This window comes from Vibrio sp. E150_018, assembly GCF_053544035.1.
This window is the reverse complement of sequence record NZ_JBHGNY010000001.1, coordinates 260,569-272,795: the sequence shown is the minus strand read 5'-3', so window position 1 is coordinate 272,795 and position 12,227 is coordinate 260,569. Positions and strand designations below refer to the sequence as shown.

Sequence of the window (12,227 nt, the reverse complement as noted above, 5' to 3'; positions counted from 1 at the left end):
CCTTGTTGTCTTTATAGAGTTTGTAGAAAGTTTTCTACGTGGTTGCGCCATTGCGCGTCGGGGTTGGTTTTTTGTTTTTCTTTGAACTGCTCAAGGCTTCGTGTAGAAAGACTTGAATCAGCATCGGAATAAGCAGGAAATGTCACGGGAGAAACGTCAAAAAGTCGCTTCACTTTGGTGATCGTGCGTAGCAATACGCCATCTTCATCGTCGTATTCCCATTCATCTCCATCATTTGCTACCGCAAAAGCAAATGAGGACTGATTTACATCACCACGCTTCATTGGCTCAATCACTAAATCTGTGATGGTTTGTGTAGTTGGAGCGTCAATTTCATAATTAAGCTCGGTGTCCGTTACAGACAAACGAAGTGTTTTTGAAGCACTGCGGCCAAGTACGTAGTTGTGATCGTGATTAAACAAGCCACGAACATCGTCACCAAGAACACTATCAAAAGCACCAGGCTTAATTACTTCACGAAATGGCTCTCCCCAAGGTGTACGCATCAATTCGCTACGCTTATTAAATACGGCTGCACTACCTTTAATGAGTACGCTGCCAGACTCCATTGCATCGGCTCGTAGCTCACAATTAAATGTTCTCGTTTCCATTTCCATTACTGGCCTCTTTCGTTTTAATTGCAGCTTCCGCATCCATCATTTCGACTGATTTGATGTTTTGGCTAATGACTGGTTTATCTAATCCATCAATTGGATTCATATCTTCAAGGGCTCGTACTTCTTGGCGAGTGTAAGCACCAATATCCACCATAATTTTGTAAAAATCGGCGCGATCTTTTGGAGTGCCACGTAGCAAACCAGCAAGGTTAAATTTGACGTAATAACCTGCCTTTAATTCTGTGGTGGTGAATAGCTTGTAATTAAGCTCTTGTTCCCACAGTTTCACCCACGGCATGATGGTGTATTTCACATACTGAACCACTTGCTCGCTAATATTGCTAAACGTTGCGTTTTCTAATGCGCCTATCATGTGTGGTGGCACATTAAACATGCTTGCAACCTCGGTTCGACTAAAAGAACGTGACTCTAGGTATTGCATGTCTTCCGGTGGAATGGTGAAGCTTTGATATGAAAGCTCTGCAGGCAGTAACATGGTGCGGTTTGAATTGGACGTAAAAGATGATCCTGCATTCTTAAACATCTTTTTGAATCGCTGCCATGATTCATCATTCAATTCATTTTTTGGGCTAACCGCTCCTGTTGGACGACCATTTGAGCCAAAGAAAGATGAACCATAGCTTTGCATTGCCAAACCCCATTCAATCGCTGGGGCATTTTGCTTAATCCGGCTTACTCCCATTTTGCTGTCATAGGAAATGTCTTTTATATGGATCATGTCTTCAGGATCGACGGCATACGCTGGTTCACCATCATCACTTGATACCAAGTAATAATAGGTACCGTTATTCAAGTTCTTTTGTAATGTCACCAGCCACGGAGCATGATTCTTTAACTCTGGGTGTGGTCCTCTACGAGAAATTTCCGTATAGGCATTCCCCCAACCAAGACACCGGAATTGCTCTGTTTCTCTCCACTTATAAGACGATTGAAATTCATCAAAACGAAATGAAATCATCGAAGACATGGGGTGATCAGATGCTGCCTTAACGTTATCTCCATCTTTTTTCAGAACCTTTAACGGCAACTGTGCAAGTGAAGAGGAAATGATATACATGGCTGAATAGACATAAGACAGATTCAGCGCTGAGTTAGGACTGGCTGTACATTCAGACGTCTCACCTGCGGCAAACGCTGATTCTGTCTCTGGCGACAAACCACGCTGTTCGATATCTAAATCAGGGGCATGGTTACGTTTTGAAAAGATACCCATTAATTACCTGCCCAAAGTGCAAAAATAACCATTAAGCCACCAGCAACCATAAGCATTACTGGTAAGCCAAAAGAAAAAAACAGCCCAACGCAAAACGCAGAAAAGCCGCTCAACCCGACGATGTCGATGAGTAAAGATTTAATATTCATTGGATTACCGAAGAGTTGAGAAAAATTAGAAGAAAACTATTTCGTCATCGTCATACCATTCAAGCCCACCAGAATTAACTTCTTGAGGCTCAATGGTCATTGCTAATGCCATTGCCATGATGAGAGCAACCGCCCCATCGATTTTGCTATCGGCATTTTCTTTAACTGGACGAACAACATCATCGTTACCCGGTAAGTTTTTACCGATAACGTTAGACATACACCAAGTAAGAATTGGATTACCATCATGATGGAATCGACCAGATTCAATTGCGGCTTCCAGTTCTTTCATTGGGTCTGACATTTTGGTGTAATTTTGCTGCATGGTGATCACATTGAGGCTTTCATCTATCAGCATATGTGATAGGCCTGTTGCGCCATGTGGGTCAATCGCTATCCCACTAATAGGAACAGTGGAATTCACCTCTTTTACACTTTCAAAAATGTAACGGTAGTCAACCTCTGCCCCATCGGTCGGGGTTAAGTCGCCAGTGTTTACCCAGTTTTGATAGCGCTCAGACATGCGTTTGTTATCAAGATCAAACACGGTGTCTTCCGGCACCCAGAACTTAGGCGATACGCAATAGTAATGACGACGACCATCAACCATTCTTACAGCCAAATTAACTAGACTGTTTAAGTCGAGCTTTCTTGCTAGGTCGAGCCCAGAGTAGAATTCATCATGAATAAATTCGTTAATCGAAAGGTTTGGATCAAAGCATTTCTTCCAACTTTCCATGTTGTAGTAAGTGGCCTTAGCACTGGTCCACTTATTTAAATGCTTTGTTTTAAATTTGTTGGCAAAGTTTGGATTGTTCTTTGCTCTCTCTAGCTGATCAAGCAAGTATTGCTCAAACACTGACACGCCCATGTTAGGGTTCGCTTTTTTCAGTGCTTTTGGGTCTGTCCAATCATCTTCATCGTCAATGGTATAAATCATTGCGAATAATCGATCGTTTGGCGTGGTACCGGTGAGCATTTCTATTGCTTCACGTCGCTTTTCATAACAAGGACCAGCAATGTTGTAGCCAGCTGTTGTAATGATCCACATTAACGGCTGTCGTCTGGCCCCCATACCTGTAAGCATGGTAGTAAATAACGCATCATTATCATGCTCGTGATATTCATCGACAATCGCACAACTTGGACTAGAACCATCACCTGGATTACCGATTAGTGGTTCAAATCTCGCACCATCTTCTGGTTTAAGTAAATTGGATGCGTTTACTTGAATACCAAAATGAGACGTTAACGCTGGGTTTCGTTGGGCCATTAATCTGGCTGGTCTGAAAACTTCCCACGCTTGCTTTTCGGTTGTTGCGCCAGAGTAGACTTCGGCACCGAATTCGTTATCTGCTGCGAAGCAATATAGACCCACACCTGCCGCGATAACTGATTTACCATTCTTACGAGGTATTTCGTCATATACTTCAACAAAACGACGAAGCCCATCATCACGACGAACCCACCCAAACACACAAGCAAAATTAAATACCTGCCACGGCTCAAGCGTGATCCGCATTTTTTTAAATGCCCATTCACCTTTTGTGTGAGTGAGATTTTCAACGAAGTGACACGCTCTGAATGCTTTAAATTCATCAAACTCATAAGGAAATGATTTGTCTTTTTTAGAGCGTTTTAGATCATCAATATGTCTTTGGCAGCCTAAACGAATGTATTGGCAAGCGTCGATCTTTCCACTTACTACGTCTTTGCAGTAGTTAAGAGCAATGGCTGCATAATCTTTTTTATCGGCCATTGTTCACCTACATTTGACTAAATGGATTGTCCTTTTCTTTTTCTGCCACACCAATCAAGCGTGTTCGGCTTGAAGGGTCCAAACCTAGCAAACTACCGAGCATAACCATTTGTCTCTGTGACTCAGTTAATACTGTTGCGGCTGGATTTTTCACTGTGTTGCCTTGCATATTCTCAATGACAACACCTTTTTCCATGATATCGATTTGTGCCTTTCGGAAGTTTTCATAAGATGTACAAAAACTTTCAATGTTATGGATATCGGTAACACACAGAACGGTCACTCGACAAATTTCAGGAACTATCGTTTCCCACATTCCCTTAGCAAATTCACCTAACCATTCAGGGCATTCAATATTATTTACCTGAGTAAATTTGGGCTCTTCAGTATTCAGGGATTTCTTGCTTGGGTTACCATTATTGACGTGTGTCTTTAGTGGTTTGGGCTTTCTGCCTGATGTGGATTTAATTAATCGCTTGCCTGCCACGCTTTAAACTCCATACAAACGAGGATCACAAACAAGATCCAATAAGCACTTGATTAAATTTGATTTTTATGAGCTTTGTAAGTGCTTGATTTTCAATTTCTTAATTTTACGGATGTAAAAATTTGATTAGGATGGCGGTATATAGAAAGATCAAAAACTGTAGAGATTTTCCCACCCCGGGGTATTATTCAAAATCTTTTAGGGTAATGACCTTCGCGCCTGAAAAGAAACGCTCTGACACTGACATCCATACACCACCACTATGGTACTCAAAGTATTTTCCAATTGGATTCCATCGCACTAGATTTACTGCATTGCCATCTATAGCACTTAGGTAAACCGTGGCAAACACTTCACCAGTTATTGGTAGATTGTTATGCATACTAACCTCGACTATCCATTATGGTTTTCTTCTTATGGCACTCACGACACAGCAGCTGCAGGTTCGAATAGCTCCACTTGTTACCACCTTTGCTCACAGGCTTAATATGATCACAATCAGTACCGGGAGTAATTAAACCTTTAGCTAAGCAATGTTGGCATAAACCTTTGTCTCTATCTTTGATGGCTTTAACCGTATTGCGCCATTTAGAAGAATTATAGATTCGCTTTGAACCACCCTGTTGTTCAGCAAAGACTTTCCAGTTTGATGCCTTGTGCTTATGCTCTTCACACAATCCATGCTTAAGGGTCGTTGGCTTTATACACCCACGTTCCCTACACATTTTTGGTGTCTTAGCAGGCATCAGCTAACCAACTTTCTTTTGTTCAATATCAGTAACAACATTGCCGTTCACTAACGCTTCCATACGTGCAGCATGATATTCAGCATCTTGCTGTCTGCGTTTCTTGTTCAATCGACACTGCATAACAAATAAAATAAAGGTAGTGACAATACCTATAAATAACGCAACGTTAGATAAGGTAAACAAGCCACCAATAGCAGTAGACACACTGGCAACATAACTGGAAGTGGTAACTGTCTTATCCATAATGCTCATTTTCATGTTGGTAACCTCGACTGCAGTCGGGTCTTATTTAGCGACACACTCACTAGGAAGCGCTTCTATATATGACCTCAGCCCATTTACTTGAGCTGTGATGGTAGTGATTTGCTGTCTGAGACGAATATAATTTCGTTCAGCGTCTCTTGTAAGTTTGGGGGTTCGCTCATCATCCACGCTGGAGGTGCTGGGCTTTGTGGACATTGGTTCACGACAAGTGGCGTTGACGTGCAACCGCTTAGAACTATCAGCAAGATCACGCTCAAGCTGAGATACTTTAGCCTGTGCATTCTCATAATCCTCTTGTTGCTTAATATAAAGCTTGGCCACTTTCGCATTCTGCTCCTGCATCTTAGAAACGGTTGATTGCGCTAATTCAGCTAATTCAACAGCTGCATTTAGTTTTGTTTTAAGTTCTCCATTTTTTACGTGCTGGATAAACACTGTCATCACAAGCAAGGAAACTAAGACAATACTCACACTTTTGATATATGTATTACTGAGCATAACGACATACCGCCTCTTCAATTTCTCTGCGATTCATCAACCCTTTCCACTTCTTACCGCCAGCATAAATCCACCGATGCAGTTCAGCACAAGCACCAGACATATCGTTAGCATTGAGTTTTTTAAGTAAAGTCGATTTATTAAATGCAGTAGGTCCAACGTTATAAGCAAAGGAATATAAAGCGGCTCGTTGAGTCACGCTGATATCAGCAACGATATTAGAATCAATCTGTGAAGCGATCCTGGTTAGGTCACTATCAAGCAGTTCCTGGCACTCTTCTTGGGAATAGGTTCGGTCTTCTATATCATCACCAGTGTGGCCATAACATACAGTGGTTACACCAACGACATCTTGATAAGGCGTATATTCAATACCTTCCAAATCAACAATCATTGCACTGGCAATAGATAAGGCAGCTGCCGAGATAGCAGCCATCACACGTTTTGATATCTGCACACTCAACCTCAAATTTCAGGCATAAAAAAACCGCCATCGAGGGCGGTTAATGTTGATTGGATACAAAAATCCAACCTAATAATTAGAGCTTATATTGACATCATTTGCTTTTCAAGTTGTTTTTTGTAGATTTTACGAGCAAGTGTGTCATACCTCACCATAATATTTTTCAAGCGTTCAATATGTTCAGAAAAACGCGCCCAATTAGTTTGATAATAGCGAGTACGCTTCTTCACGAACGACTCCGAGTGTTCACCTTTGTTAGTGCAATCTAATTCAACCAAAGCATGAATCATAGCCTTACGATCAGCCACAGGGTGATACACTAAATCACCGCGAACATTAGAAATATCAGCACCAGAAAGTTGCTCTAATGCCAGTCCACCAGCAACAAGAGGAAGAATAGCTTTAATACGATCAAACATAGCTATTTGAATAAAGTTGCCTTGTTCAGCACATTCAAACACCCAATCATTAATGACATATTCAAAAAGTTGTTTGCTACGGCCAGAACGGTTCCAGTTAGGAGACGCATAAGCAAACATCGACCAAAGCTCTAAGTTCTCGAACTGTTGCCCCATTTGGTGAACAGCAACCAAAACTTTGCCACCATCCAACTTAGAAGCGATTTCCATATCAGCAGCACCGAAGCCACCACCGCCAGAGCCAACATTGTATTTAGCACGAACGCCTTCTGTCGCCATACCAATTGCTGCAGACATATCCCAATATTCGATGTTTGTTACTAAGCCCATGCGTACATCCTCTTGAAGAATAACCTATTTATTATAACTGGTTATTTGATCAGGTTGTATATAAACACAGATTGTAATTATTAACCGTAGCAAGGGGAAAATAAGAAGGCAAAAAATAACAAAATGTGTAACAAGCAGATATAAAAAAGCCCCAGTACATCTACTGAGGCAATTCTGAATAAAATGTTGATTAAATACTTATTGATTCTTTTAAAAGAATGGGTACTTCTCGAATTAATTCATCAATTACTTCTTCAGACATTTTGACGTTCTTAGCCGCTTTCACGTATTTTTCAGGCGACTTAATAATATCATCTAAGGACACAATAAGATCTGGAAGTATCACTTTTTTACCATAATGGGCTTCTGCTAAGTCAATCGACTCTTGGGGAATGTCGCCCCATTCACGATACATCATTAATAAATCTAAAATATCTTTATAGGGCTCAGTCAGCTTTCTATCTGAATTGGCCGTTAACTTCGTATAAAAACAAGATACTTGGTCAAGAAAAGGAAGGGGAAATAACGAGGTATTGTCGGTATCAGCTTGTAAACTCCAGTTATCACAACTAACAAACTCAAGTTTTACCTTCGTACCATTTATATCTATCCACGTTCTAACAGCATCTCTATCAGCTCGAATCTCTCTAGCATACTCAAAATCTTGAGTAACAAGAGCGCCTAAAGATCGATTAGTCACCTGCTCACGAACAGCACGATATGATTTTTTATCCGGGCACAGAAAATCTATATCAATAGATTCCCGAAACTCATTAAGCTCTAAAGCAATACGAGTACCACCGCCAAATAAAATATTATGCTCAATAAAATAGTCAGCATTAAATTGCTTTAATGCTGACTCAATAACTTGATGGTGATCGACTTGGTAATTTGACATAATGAATTACGCCGCTGGCATAAACAAACCGTTTCCATATTCTCTAACAAGTTGCGCGATCAATCGCTTTTCCTTGAAATGGATTCTTTCTTTTTCGATCATTGACCAACGACGTTCATACATAGTTAGAGCGGTTTTGGGATTGATGAACTTTTCGTGCATATCCCAAAGAATTTTATTCAATTCATGGTACTGTGTACGATTAATGTTGCTCATGGGTAACTCCGAAAAATCTCTATATGACTTACTCGTTATATGTGTAATCACTACTAATACAACAAGGTGTAATCTAAAGTTACTTCACGATAACCATAGCGTCAATACCTTCAAAAATAGCCAATCCAATTAAATCTCTAACCGTCAAATATAGTCAAATAACGCCCAATAACGCCTCAAAACGACCAAATAAGGCCATTAATCTTCGCGGCGGATAACGGCGGGTTAAGTTTACTTAAAAGCCCATTAAGTGCGTTTTGTTGCGTATTAGTGGGTATAAAGAATTTTTAAATATTTTTAGTTAATTTAAAAAAACTGGCTCCAACGTTACTTTTTTATACTGAACACAATGCAATTGTTACCTTTCAATAACTAACAGATTACCCCAACATCCAGCGCTCTCTTAAGCGTCTGCTTAACAAAAAACAACTGGGATCCATGCTTAGCCTCCCAAGTTTTCGGGTCGTGGTGAAATTCTTGATGAACACTGGCAAGCATCGGCATAGTAAACAAGTCATGCGCCTTACCGCCCATCTTTCCTTCACCGTGACCAATCAAGTGATGAGCAACAACAGGATCGGAGTCGGTACCATGTCGTCCAGTTGCGCAGCATGGTAGAGAACGGATGAACTTAAGATACTTTTCACTTTGCCAGGTTAGCTGCTTTGGCCTTTTCATGTGCATGGCTGGTGGATTGTCATCAATGATGAGTTTCACCTGCTTAGCTTTATTCTCAAGTAACTCTTCTACATCAACATCAAAGCGCGGATCGTGCTCTCTTTTCCGGATTGGAGTTGGTTCTTTCTTTTTGGGTTTAATACCAAACATCTGCTCTACAACGCTTTGCGGCAAATGTTGATAAACGCCCTCTTTTACAGACCACCAGCACAGTTCCGGTAACGTTAATGTATGGCTACCAGTAAAGCCAAGCCGACGTGATACAGTACCCACACCCCAAGCCATAACATTTTCTTTCGCTTGTACTCTTGATCGCTCACTTAGGTTTGCTCGCTCTTGGTTATCATGGTGCCAACACAAGCGCACCGCCCCATGCTTACAATCTAAAAAGGTCAGGTTCTTATCGCAGAACTCACCGTCAGACAGTTGGCAATGTGGGATACTCTCAAGCCAATGATAAAAACTCCCCAACCGCTTTTGAACTTCGGCATTCAGGAAGAACTCGAGTAAACGTTCATCATCCACCAGCGACTTAGTTGAACTATCCGGAATTACCGGAACGTTGATCTTACCGCTTGGCACATTAACCAGTTCTTTAGGTAGTGACGAAATCAATAGCCGGTTGCCATTACTCATACGTGTCAGTTCATCAAGTAATGACTTACCCGGCTTAAGCATCACCAAACCAAGATCATGTTGAATAAAAGGCTTTAGAACTAACATTCGTAAATAACCGACTTCCCTTGTGCCAATGCTTCATGATGCTCAATCGTAGCGCCCTTAGATTCGGTCCAACCTTTCAGCATATAAATCTCATCAGCAACCGAAAGCATAGGAATACAGATATACATATACTCTTCCCAACTCATACCATCTGGTAGAACCGCAGGATTTAAAACGATATACCCCTCTTGAGCTAACTCACTCGCTTTACTGATAAATGCAGGTTTATTAAATTCCGGCATACCGGACATTGGGCCCGCAATGTAAATCTTCTTAGGCATTCAACGCTTCCTCTATCATTTTGATTGCTTTCAAACTTGTGATCATGCCACTGGTGAATCGAAGAACAGTCCAACCACGTAATGCTGCAGTGTTGTATTTTTCACAATCTTGTTCATATCCCTTGCCGCGAGTATGGCGTCCGTTCGTCCAGGTACCACCTTCCACTTCAATTGCTATTTTCTGCTCTGGATAAGCGAAGTCAAAACGCCACTTACGAGTTTCATGGAATCGATACTCTGGTACCGGCTGTTCTAACTTCATTGTTTTAATATGATGAATTAATAAAGCCTCTAACTTGCTCATTAGCAAAATACCTCACCTAGTAGTTCGCCAAGCTTTTCATTATCGATAGAGCAATCACTCGGTACCGCTTGCTTTAATTCCTTTTGAGCTAAATATAATTCTGATGGTCTACGCTTCACTGAAGTTATGTTTCCGTACATTATGCGAGACTCACGGTTATGTTCCTTTGCCATTACCCATATTGGTTTCATGCTGCTTTATCCTCAAATACAACGTGATCAAACTTGCCATCCCAATCCTTTTTCATTGGTAGCTCATGCGCTAAATAAAGCTTGTACATCCACTTGGCACCTTTAAGCGTTAGCACTGGCTTGAATGATTGTTTCTTATCGGGGCAATTGATGATCTCTTGCTTGAAATACACATCACGGTAATGAGAAGAAACACGGTAGCCACGCTTCTCTTTAATGAATACGCCCTTACTACATAGCACTGCGCTTACTTGGTTCATATTTACGCCATTAAATTGAGTGCAGAACGTTGGAGCACTAACGCCATGAGTAAATTGAGCGGTAATCGTATTACACACGCCTTGCAAGCGATCCACTTCTTTATGAGCAACTTCAACTTGGTTATTCAGATCTTCAATAACCGTTAAAGCTTGTGGAGAAAGGTTCTTTAACCAATTAGGCATATTTTGCTTTTGTTCCAGCTCTTGCCAGCGATCTACCAACTTAGCTGTAAACTCTGGTGATAATTGAGCCACAACAACATAGCTATCTCTTTTATTAATGTGATAAACCGTTGCAGGGCGACCTCCGCTCTTTTCCTCAGTTTGAGTAAAAGACACCAACCCTTTTAATCGCAATGTTTCCATTGTTCTTTTTACGTTATCGTGACGAAGCTGAACCACTTCCGCAATCTCACGACTGCTCATCGTCATCTCAGCATTGGTACTTAACTCAAACATGATCACCCCCTAAAAATACTTTCCCTGCATTCCCTGTTTTCTCACCGCTCACAACACGAACATCAACACCACGCTTGCGAGCCTTTTCAATCAAACCAATCGCTTCAATCACATGTACACCCAACGCATTGCACAGTTCTGTAGGAGTCCACGCCTTAGCTCGGTTATTCATCAACTCAATCAAATCTTGCTCACTGGCCATGCGCCCCTCCTAGCTGCTTAATCAAATCAGAACGCTTAGCAAGAATATTGGCTTGCTGACGCTCAAAACTTTGAATGGCTTGCTCCGTTGCGCCCCACTCCTTGGATTGATTAATCTGAATACCAATCGCATCGGCTTCACGTTCCAAGCGAGAAATTTCATTCTTGATGGTTTGAGTTTCATCAGGCTGAGACGTTGAAGCTTGCGCTTGCTGAGGTTTCCCGTAGCCCTTGTCTTGCTCCTTGGATAACCAAGCGTGAATGAATCGCTTAATCCCTGATGCGGTTTTTTGTCGAGTTGGATTCGCCTTGCACCAACCGATCATGTTTCGGAACTGCTGAGCAACATCAACCGCAGGGTATAATTCTCGAAGTTCAAATAACTCAGATTGAGTAACCTCATGAATCTTGGTCTTGCCCTTGAGAGGAATCGAAAACAAAACAGGATTTTCCGTACTGGCGGTTTCGAGCTGGCTCGGAACATTAACGATCTGTTTGTTAGTATCTGGTTTGGATCTGTTAATGGATTCGGTAATATTCCCACTTCCAAGGTTCTGGGAATTTTCACAGGTGGAATTGGTAATACTCCCATTTCCATCTGGTAAAATTACCGTTTCCATTTGGGAATTGTGTTGGCTTTTATCTTCACCATTCCGTTCTGGTAATTTTCCCACTTCCATTTGGGGATCTTGTTCGTTTTTAGGGAACAAAAGATCCACCAACTTATTGCCATCTATTTGATAATGCGTGGTTGGTACGCCATTCGCCTTTTTAACTCGGCTGTGGATAACGCCCTCTAAACGCTTCTTAAGTTGACGAATAGCGTAACGAACTTGATCACATGAAAGGCATAACTCTTCACCTAATTCATCGTTAGATTTGTAAAACCATTCGCCATTAGGTTTAGTGCTAGACCAAAAGACCAACTGAGATAACACAGCAGCATGAGTATGGTTGCCTTCACAGAATTTAATATAAGGGCGTGGAGTGCTGATCACTGAACCTTGACCAGAAAGCTCACGAACAACGTCAAACAATCTAGCCATT

General features: G+C 41.4%; 20 protein-coding genes. All 20 read right to left on the bottom strand.

Features of this window, described 5'->3' with window-relative positions; all coding sequences use genetic code 11:
- Positions 1-11 precede the first annotated feature (11 nt).
- The 20 genes from ACE3G9_RS01335 to ACE3G9_RS01240 all read right to left on the bottom strand — a co-directional run bounded on the left by ACE3G9_RS01335 (position 12) and on the right by ACE3G9_RS01240 (position 12,226).
- Complete coding sequence (locus tag ACE3G9_RS01335; RefSeq protein ID WP_449218260.1) at positions 12-617, bottom strand: HK97 family phage prohead protease; 606 nt, start codon at positions 615-617, stop codon at positions 12-14.
- The gene (locus ACE3G9_RS01330; protein ID WP_449218259.1) at positions 592-1,851 is read right to left on the bottom strand and encodes a phage portal protein; all 1,260 of its coding nucleotides are present in this window, start codon (positions 1,849-1,851) and stop codon (positions 592-594) included. Before ACE3G9_RS01330 ends, ACE3G9_RS01335 begins: the two co-directional genes overlap by 26 nt.
- The gene (locus tag ACE3G9_RS01325; RefSeq protein ID WP_449218258.1) at positions 1,851-2,000 is read right to left on the bottom strand and encodes a hypothetical protein; all 150 of its coding nucleotides are present in this window, start codon (positions 1,998-2,000) and stop codon (positions 1,851-1,853) included. The genes ACE3G9_RS01330 and ACE3G9_RS01325 overlap by 1 nt, the downstream gene beginning before the upstream one ends.
- A 25-nt stretch (positions 2,001-2,025) precedes the next feature.
- Complete coding sequence (locus tag ACE3G9_RS01320) at positions 2,026-3,759, bottom strand: terminase large subunit (RefSeq protein ID WP_449218257.1); 1,734 nt, start codon at positions 3,757-3,759, stop codon at positions 2,026-2,028.
- 7 nt (positions 3,760-3,766) lie between these two features.
- Complete coding sequence (locus ACE3G9_RS01315; RefSeq protein WP_449218256.1) at positions 3,767-4,246, bottom strand: phage terminase small subunit P27 family; 480 nt, start codon at positions 4,244-4,246, stop codon at positions 3,767-3,769.
- A gap of 184 nt (positions 4,247-4,430) precedes the next feature.
- The gene (locus ACE3G9_RS01310) at positions 4,431-4,628 is read right to left on the bottom strand and encodes a hypothetical protein (RefSeq protein WP_449218255.1); all 198 of its coding nucleotides are present in this window, start codon (positions 4,626-4,628) and stop codon (positions 4,431-4,433) included.
- 1 nt (position 4,629) lies between these two features.
- Positions 4,630-4,992: an HNH endonuclease gene (locus ACE3G9_RS01305; protein ID WP_449218254.1), complete on the bottom strand. Its 363-nt coding sequence runs from the start codon at positions 4,990-4,992 to the stop codon at positions 4,630-4,632.
- A gap of 3 nt (positions 4,993-4,995) precedes the next feature.
- Positions 4,996-5,238 carry an HP1 family phage holin gene (locus ACE3G9_RS01300; RefSeq protein WP_449218253.1) on the bottom strand — a complete coding sequence of 81 codons (243 nt, stop codon included), beginning with the start codon at positions 5,236-5,238 and terminating at the stop codon, positions 4,996-4,998.
- Positions 5,239-5,280: 42 nt separating this feature from the next.
- On the bottom strand, positions 5,281-5,757 hold the full coding sequence (locus ACE3G9_RS01295) for a lysis system i-spanin subunit Rz (protein ID WP_449218252.1): 477 nt from the start codon (positions 5,755-5,757) through the stop codon (positions 5,281-5,283).
- Positions 5,747-6,214, bottom strand: coding sequence for a lysozyme (locus ACE3G9_RS01290; protein ID WP_449218251.1), 468 nt, complete (start codon positions 6,212-6,214; stop codon positions 5,747-5,749). Before ACE3G9_RS01290 ends, ACE3G9_RS01295 begins: the two co-directional genes overlap by 11 nt.
- Before the next feature lie 89 nt (positions 6,215-6,303).
- Positions 6,304-6,969, bottom strand: a complete 666-nt coding sequence (locus tag ACE3G9_RS01285) for a hypothetical protein (RefSeq protein WP_449218250.1) — start codon at positions 6,967-6,969, stop codon at positions 6,304-6,306.
- A gap of 190 nt (positions 6,970-7,159) precedes the next feature.
- The gene (locus ACE3G9_RS01280; RefSeq protein WP_449218249.1) at positions 7,160-7,867 is read right to left on the bottom strand and encodes a nucleotidyl transferase AbiEii/AbiGii toxin family protein; all 708 of its coding nucleotides are present in this window, start codon (positions 7,865-7,867) and stop codon (positions 7,160-7,162) included.
- A gap of 6 nt (positions 7,868-7,873) precedes the next feature.
- Positions 7,874-8,083: a hypothetical protein gene (locus tag ACE3G9_RS01275; RefSeq protein ID WP_449218248.1), complete on the bottom strand. Its 210-nt coding sequence runs from the start codon at positions 8,081-8,083 to the stop codon at positions 7,874-7,876.
- 372 nt (positions 8,084-8,455) lie between these two features.
- A complete protein-coding gene (locus tag ACE3G9_RS01270; protein WP_449218247.1) occupies positions 8,456-9,484 on the bottom strand; it encodes a DUF968 domain-containing protein in 1,029 nt (342 codons plus the stop codon).
- The gene (locus ACE3G9_RS01265) at positions 9,478-9,765 is read right to left on the bottom strand and encodes a DUF4406 domain-containing protein (protein WP_449218246.1); all 288 of its coding nucleotides are present in this window, start codon (positions 9,763-9,765) and stop codon (positions 9,478-9,480) included. The genes ACE3G9_RS01270 and ACE3G9_RS01265 overlap by 7 nt, the downstream gene beginning before the upstream one ends.
- Positions 9,758-10,069: a hypothetical protein gene (locus tag ACE3G9_RS01260; RefSeq protein WP_449218245.1), complete on the bottom strand. Its 312-nt coding sequence runs from the start codon at positions 10,067-10,069 to the stop codon at positions 9,758-9,760. Before ACE3G9_RS01260 ends, ACE3G9_RS01265 begins: the two co-directional genes overlap by 8 nt.
- Positions 10,069-10,260, bottom strand: a complete 192-nt coding sequence (locus ACE3G9_RS01255) for a hypothetical protein (protein ID WP_449218244.1) — start codon at positions 10,258-10,260, stop codon at positions 10,069-10,071. Before ACE3G9_RS01255 ends, ACE3G9_RS01260 begins: the two co-directional genes overlap by 1 nt.
- Positions 10,257-10,979, bottom strand: a complete 723-nt coding sequence (locus ACE3G9_RS01250) for a Rha family transcriptional regulator (protein WP_449218243.1) — start codon at positions 10,977-10,979, stop codon at positions 10,257-10,259. The genes ACE3G9_RS01255 and ACE3G9_RS01250 overlap by 4 nt, the downstream gene beginning before the upstream one ends.
- Positions 10,972-11,181, bottom strand: a complete 210-nt coding sequence (locus ACE3G9_RS01245) for a hypothetical protein (protein WP_449218242.1) — start codon at positions 11,179-11,181, stop codon at positions 10,972-10,974. The genes ACE3G9_RS01250 and ACE3G9_RS01245 overlap by 8 nt, the downstream gene beginning before the upstream one ends.
- Positions 11,171-12,226: an ATPase gene (locus ACE3G9_RS01240; protein WP_449218241.1), complete on the bottom strand. Its 1,056-nt coding sequence runs from the start codon at positions 12,224-12,226 to the stop codon at positions 11,171-11,173. Before ACE3G9_RS01240 ends, ACE3G9_RS01245 begins: the two co-directional genes overlap by 11 nt.
- Position 12,227: the final 1 nt, after the last annotated feature.

Coding starts and splice junctions, on each gene's coding strand:
- ACE3G9_RS01335 (WP_449218260.1), bottom strand. CDS start 617: ATGGAAATGGAAACGAGAACATTTAATTGTGAGCTACGAGCCGATGCA.
- ACE3G9_RS01330 (WP_449218259.1), bottom strand. CDS start 1,851: ATGGGTATCTTTTCAAAACGTAACCATGCCCCTGATTTAGATATCGAA.
- ACE3G9_RS01325 (WP_449218258.1), bottom strand. CDS start 2,000: ATGAATATTAAATCTTTACTCATCGACATCGTCGGGTTGAGCGGCTTT.
- ACE3G9_RS01320 (WP_449218257.1), bottom strand. CDS start 3,759: ATGGCCGATAAAAAAGATTATGCAGCCATTGCTCTTAACTACTGCAAA.
- ACE3G9_RS01310 (WP_449218255.1), bottom strand. CDS start 4,628: ATGCATAACAATCTACCAATAACTGGTGAAGTGTTTGCCACGGTTTAC.
- ACE3G9_RS01305 (WP_449218254.1), bottom strand. CDS start 4,992: ATGCCTGCTAAGACACCAAAAATGTGTAGGGAACGTGGGTGTATAAAG.
- ACE3G9_RS01300 (WP_449218253.1), bottom strand. CDS start 5,238: ATGGATAAGACAGTTACCACTTCCAGTTATGTTGCCAGTGTGTCTACT.
- ACE3G9_RS01295 (WP_449218252.1), bottom strand. CDS start 5,757: ATGCTCAGTAATACATATATCAAAAGTGTGAGTATTGTCTTAGTTTCC.
- ACE3G9_RS01285 (WP_449218250.1), bottom strand. CDS start 6,969: ATGGGCTTAGTAACAAACATCGAATATTGGGATATGTCTGCAGCAATT.
- ACE3G9_RS01280 (WP_449218249.1), bottom strand. CDS start 7,867: ATGTCAAATTACCAAGTCGATCACCATCAAGTTATTGAGTCAGCATTA.
- ACE3G9_RS01275 (WP_449218248.1), bottom strand. CDS start 8,083: ATGAGCAACATTAATCGTACACAGTACCATGAATTGAATAAAATTCTT.
- ACE3G9_RS01270 (WP_449218247.1), bottom strand. CDS start 9,484: ATGTTAGTTCTAAAGCCTTTTATTCAACATGATCTTGGTTTGGTGATG.
- ACE3G9_RS01265 (WP_449218246.1), bottom strand. CDS start 9,765: ATGCCTAAGAAGATTTACATTGCGGGCCCAATGTCCGGTATGCCGGAA.
- ACE3G9_RS01260 (WP_449218245.1), bottom strand. CDS start 10,069: ATGAGCAAGTTAGAGGCTTTATTAATTCATCATATTAAAACAATGAAG.
- ACE3G9_RS01255 (WP_449218244.1), bottom strand. CDS start 10,260: ATGAAACCAATATGGGTAATGGCAAAGGAACATAACCGTGAGTCTCGC.
- ACE3G9_RS01250 (WP_449218243.1), bottom strand. CDS start 10,979: ATGTTTGAGTTAAGTACCAATGCTGAGATGACGATGAGCAGTCGTGAG.
- ACE3G9_RS01245 (WP_449218242.1), bottom strand. CDS start 11,181: ATGGCCAGTGAGCAAGATTTGATTGAGTTGATGAATAACCGAGCTAAG.
- ACE3G9_RS01240 (WP_449218241.1), bottom strand. CDS start 12,226: ATGGCTAGATTGTTTGACGTTGTTCGTGAGCTTTCTGGTCAAGGTTCA.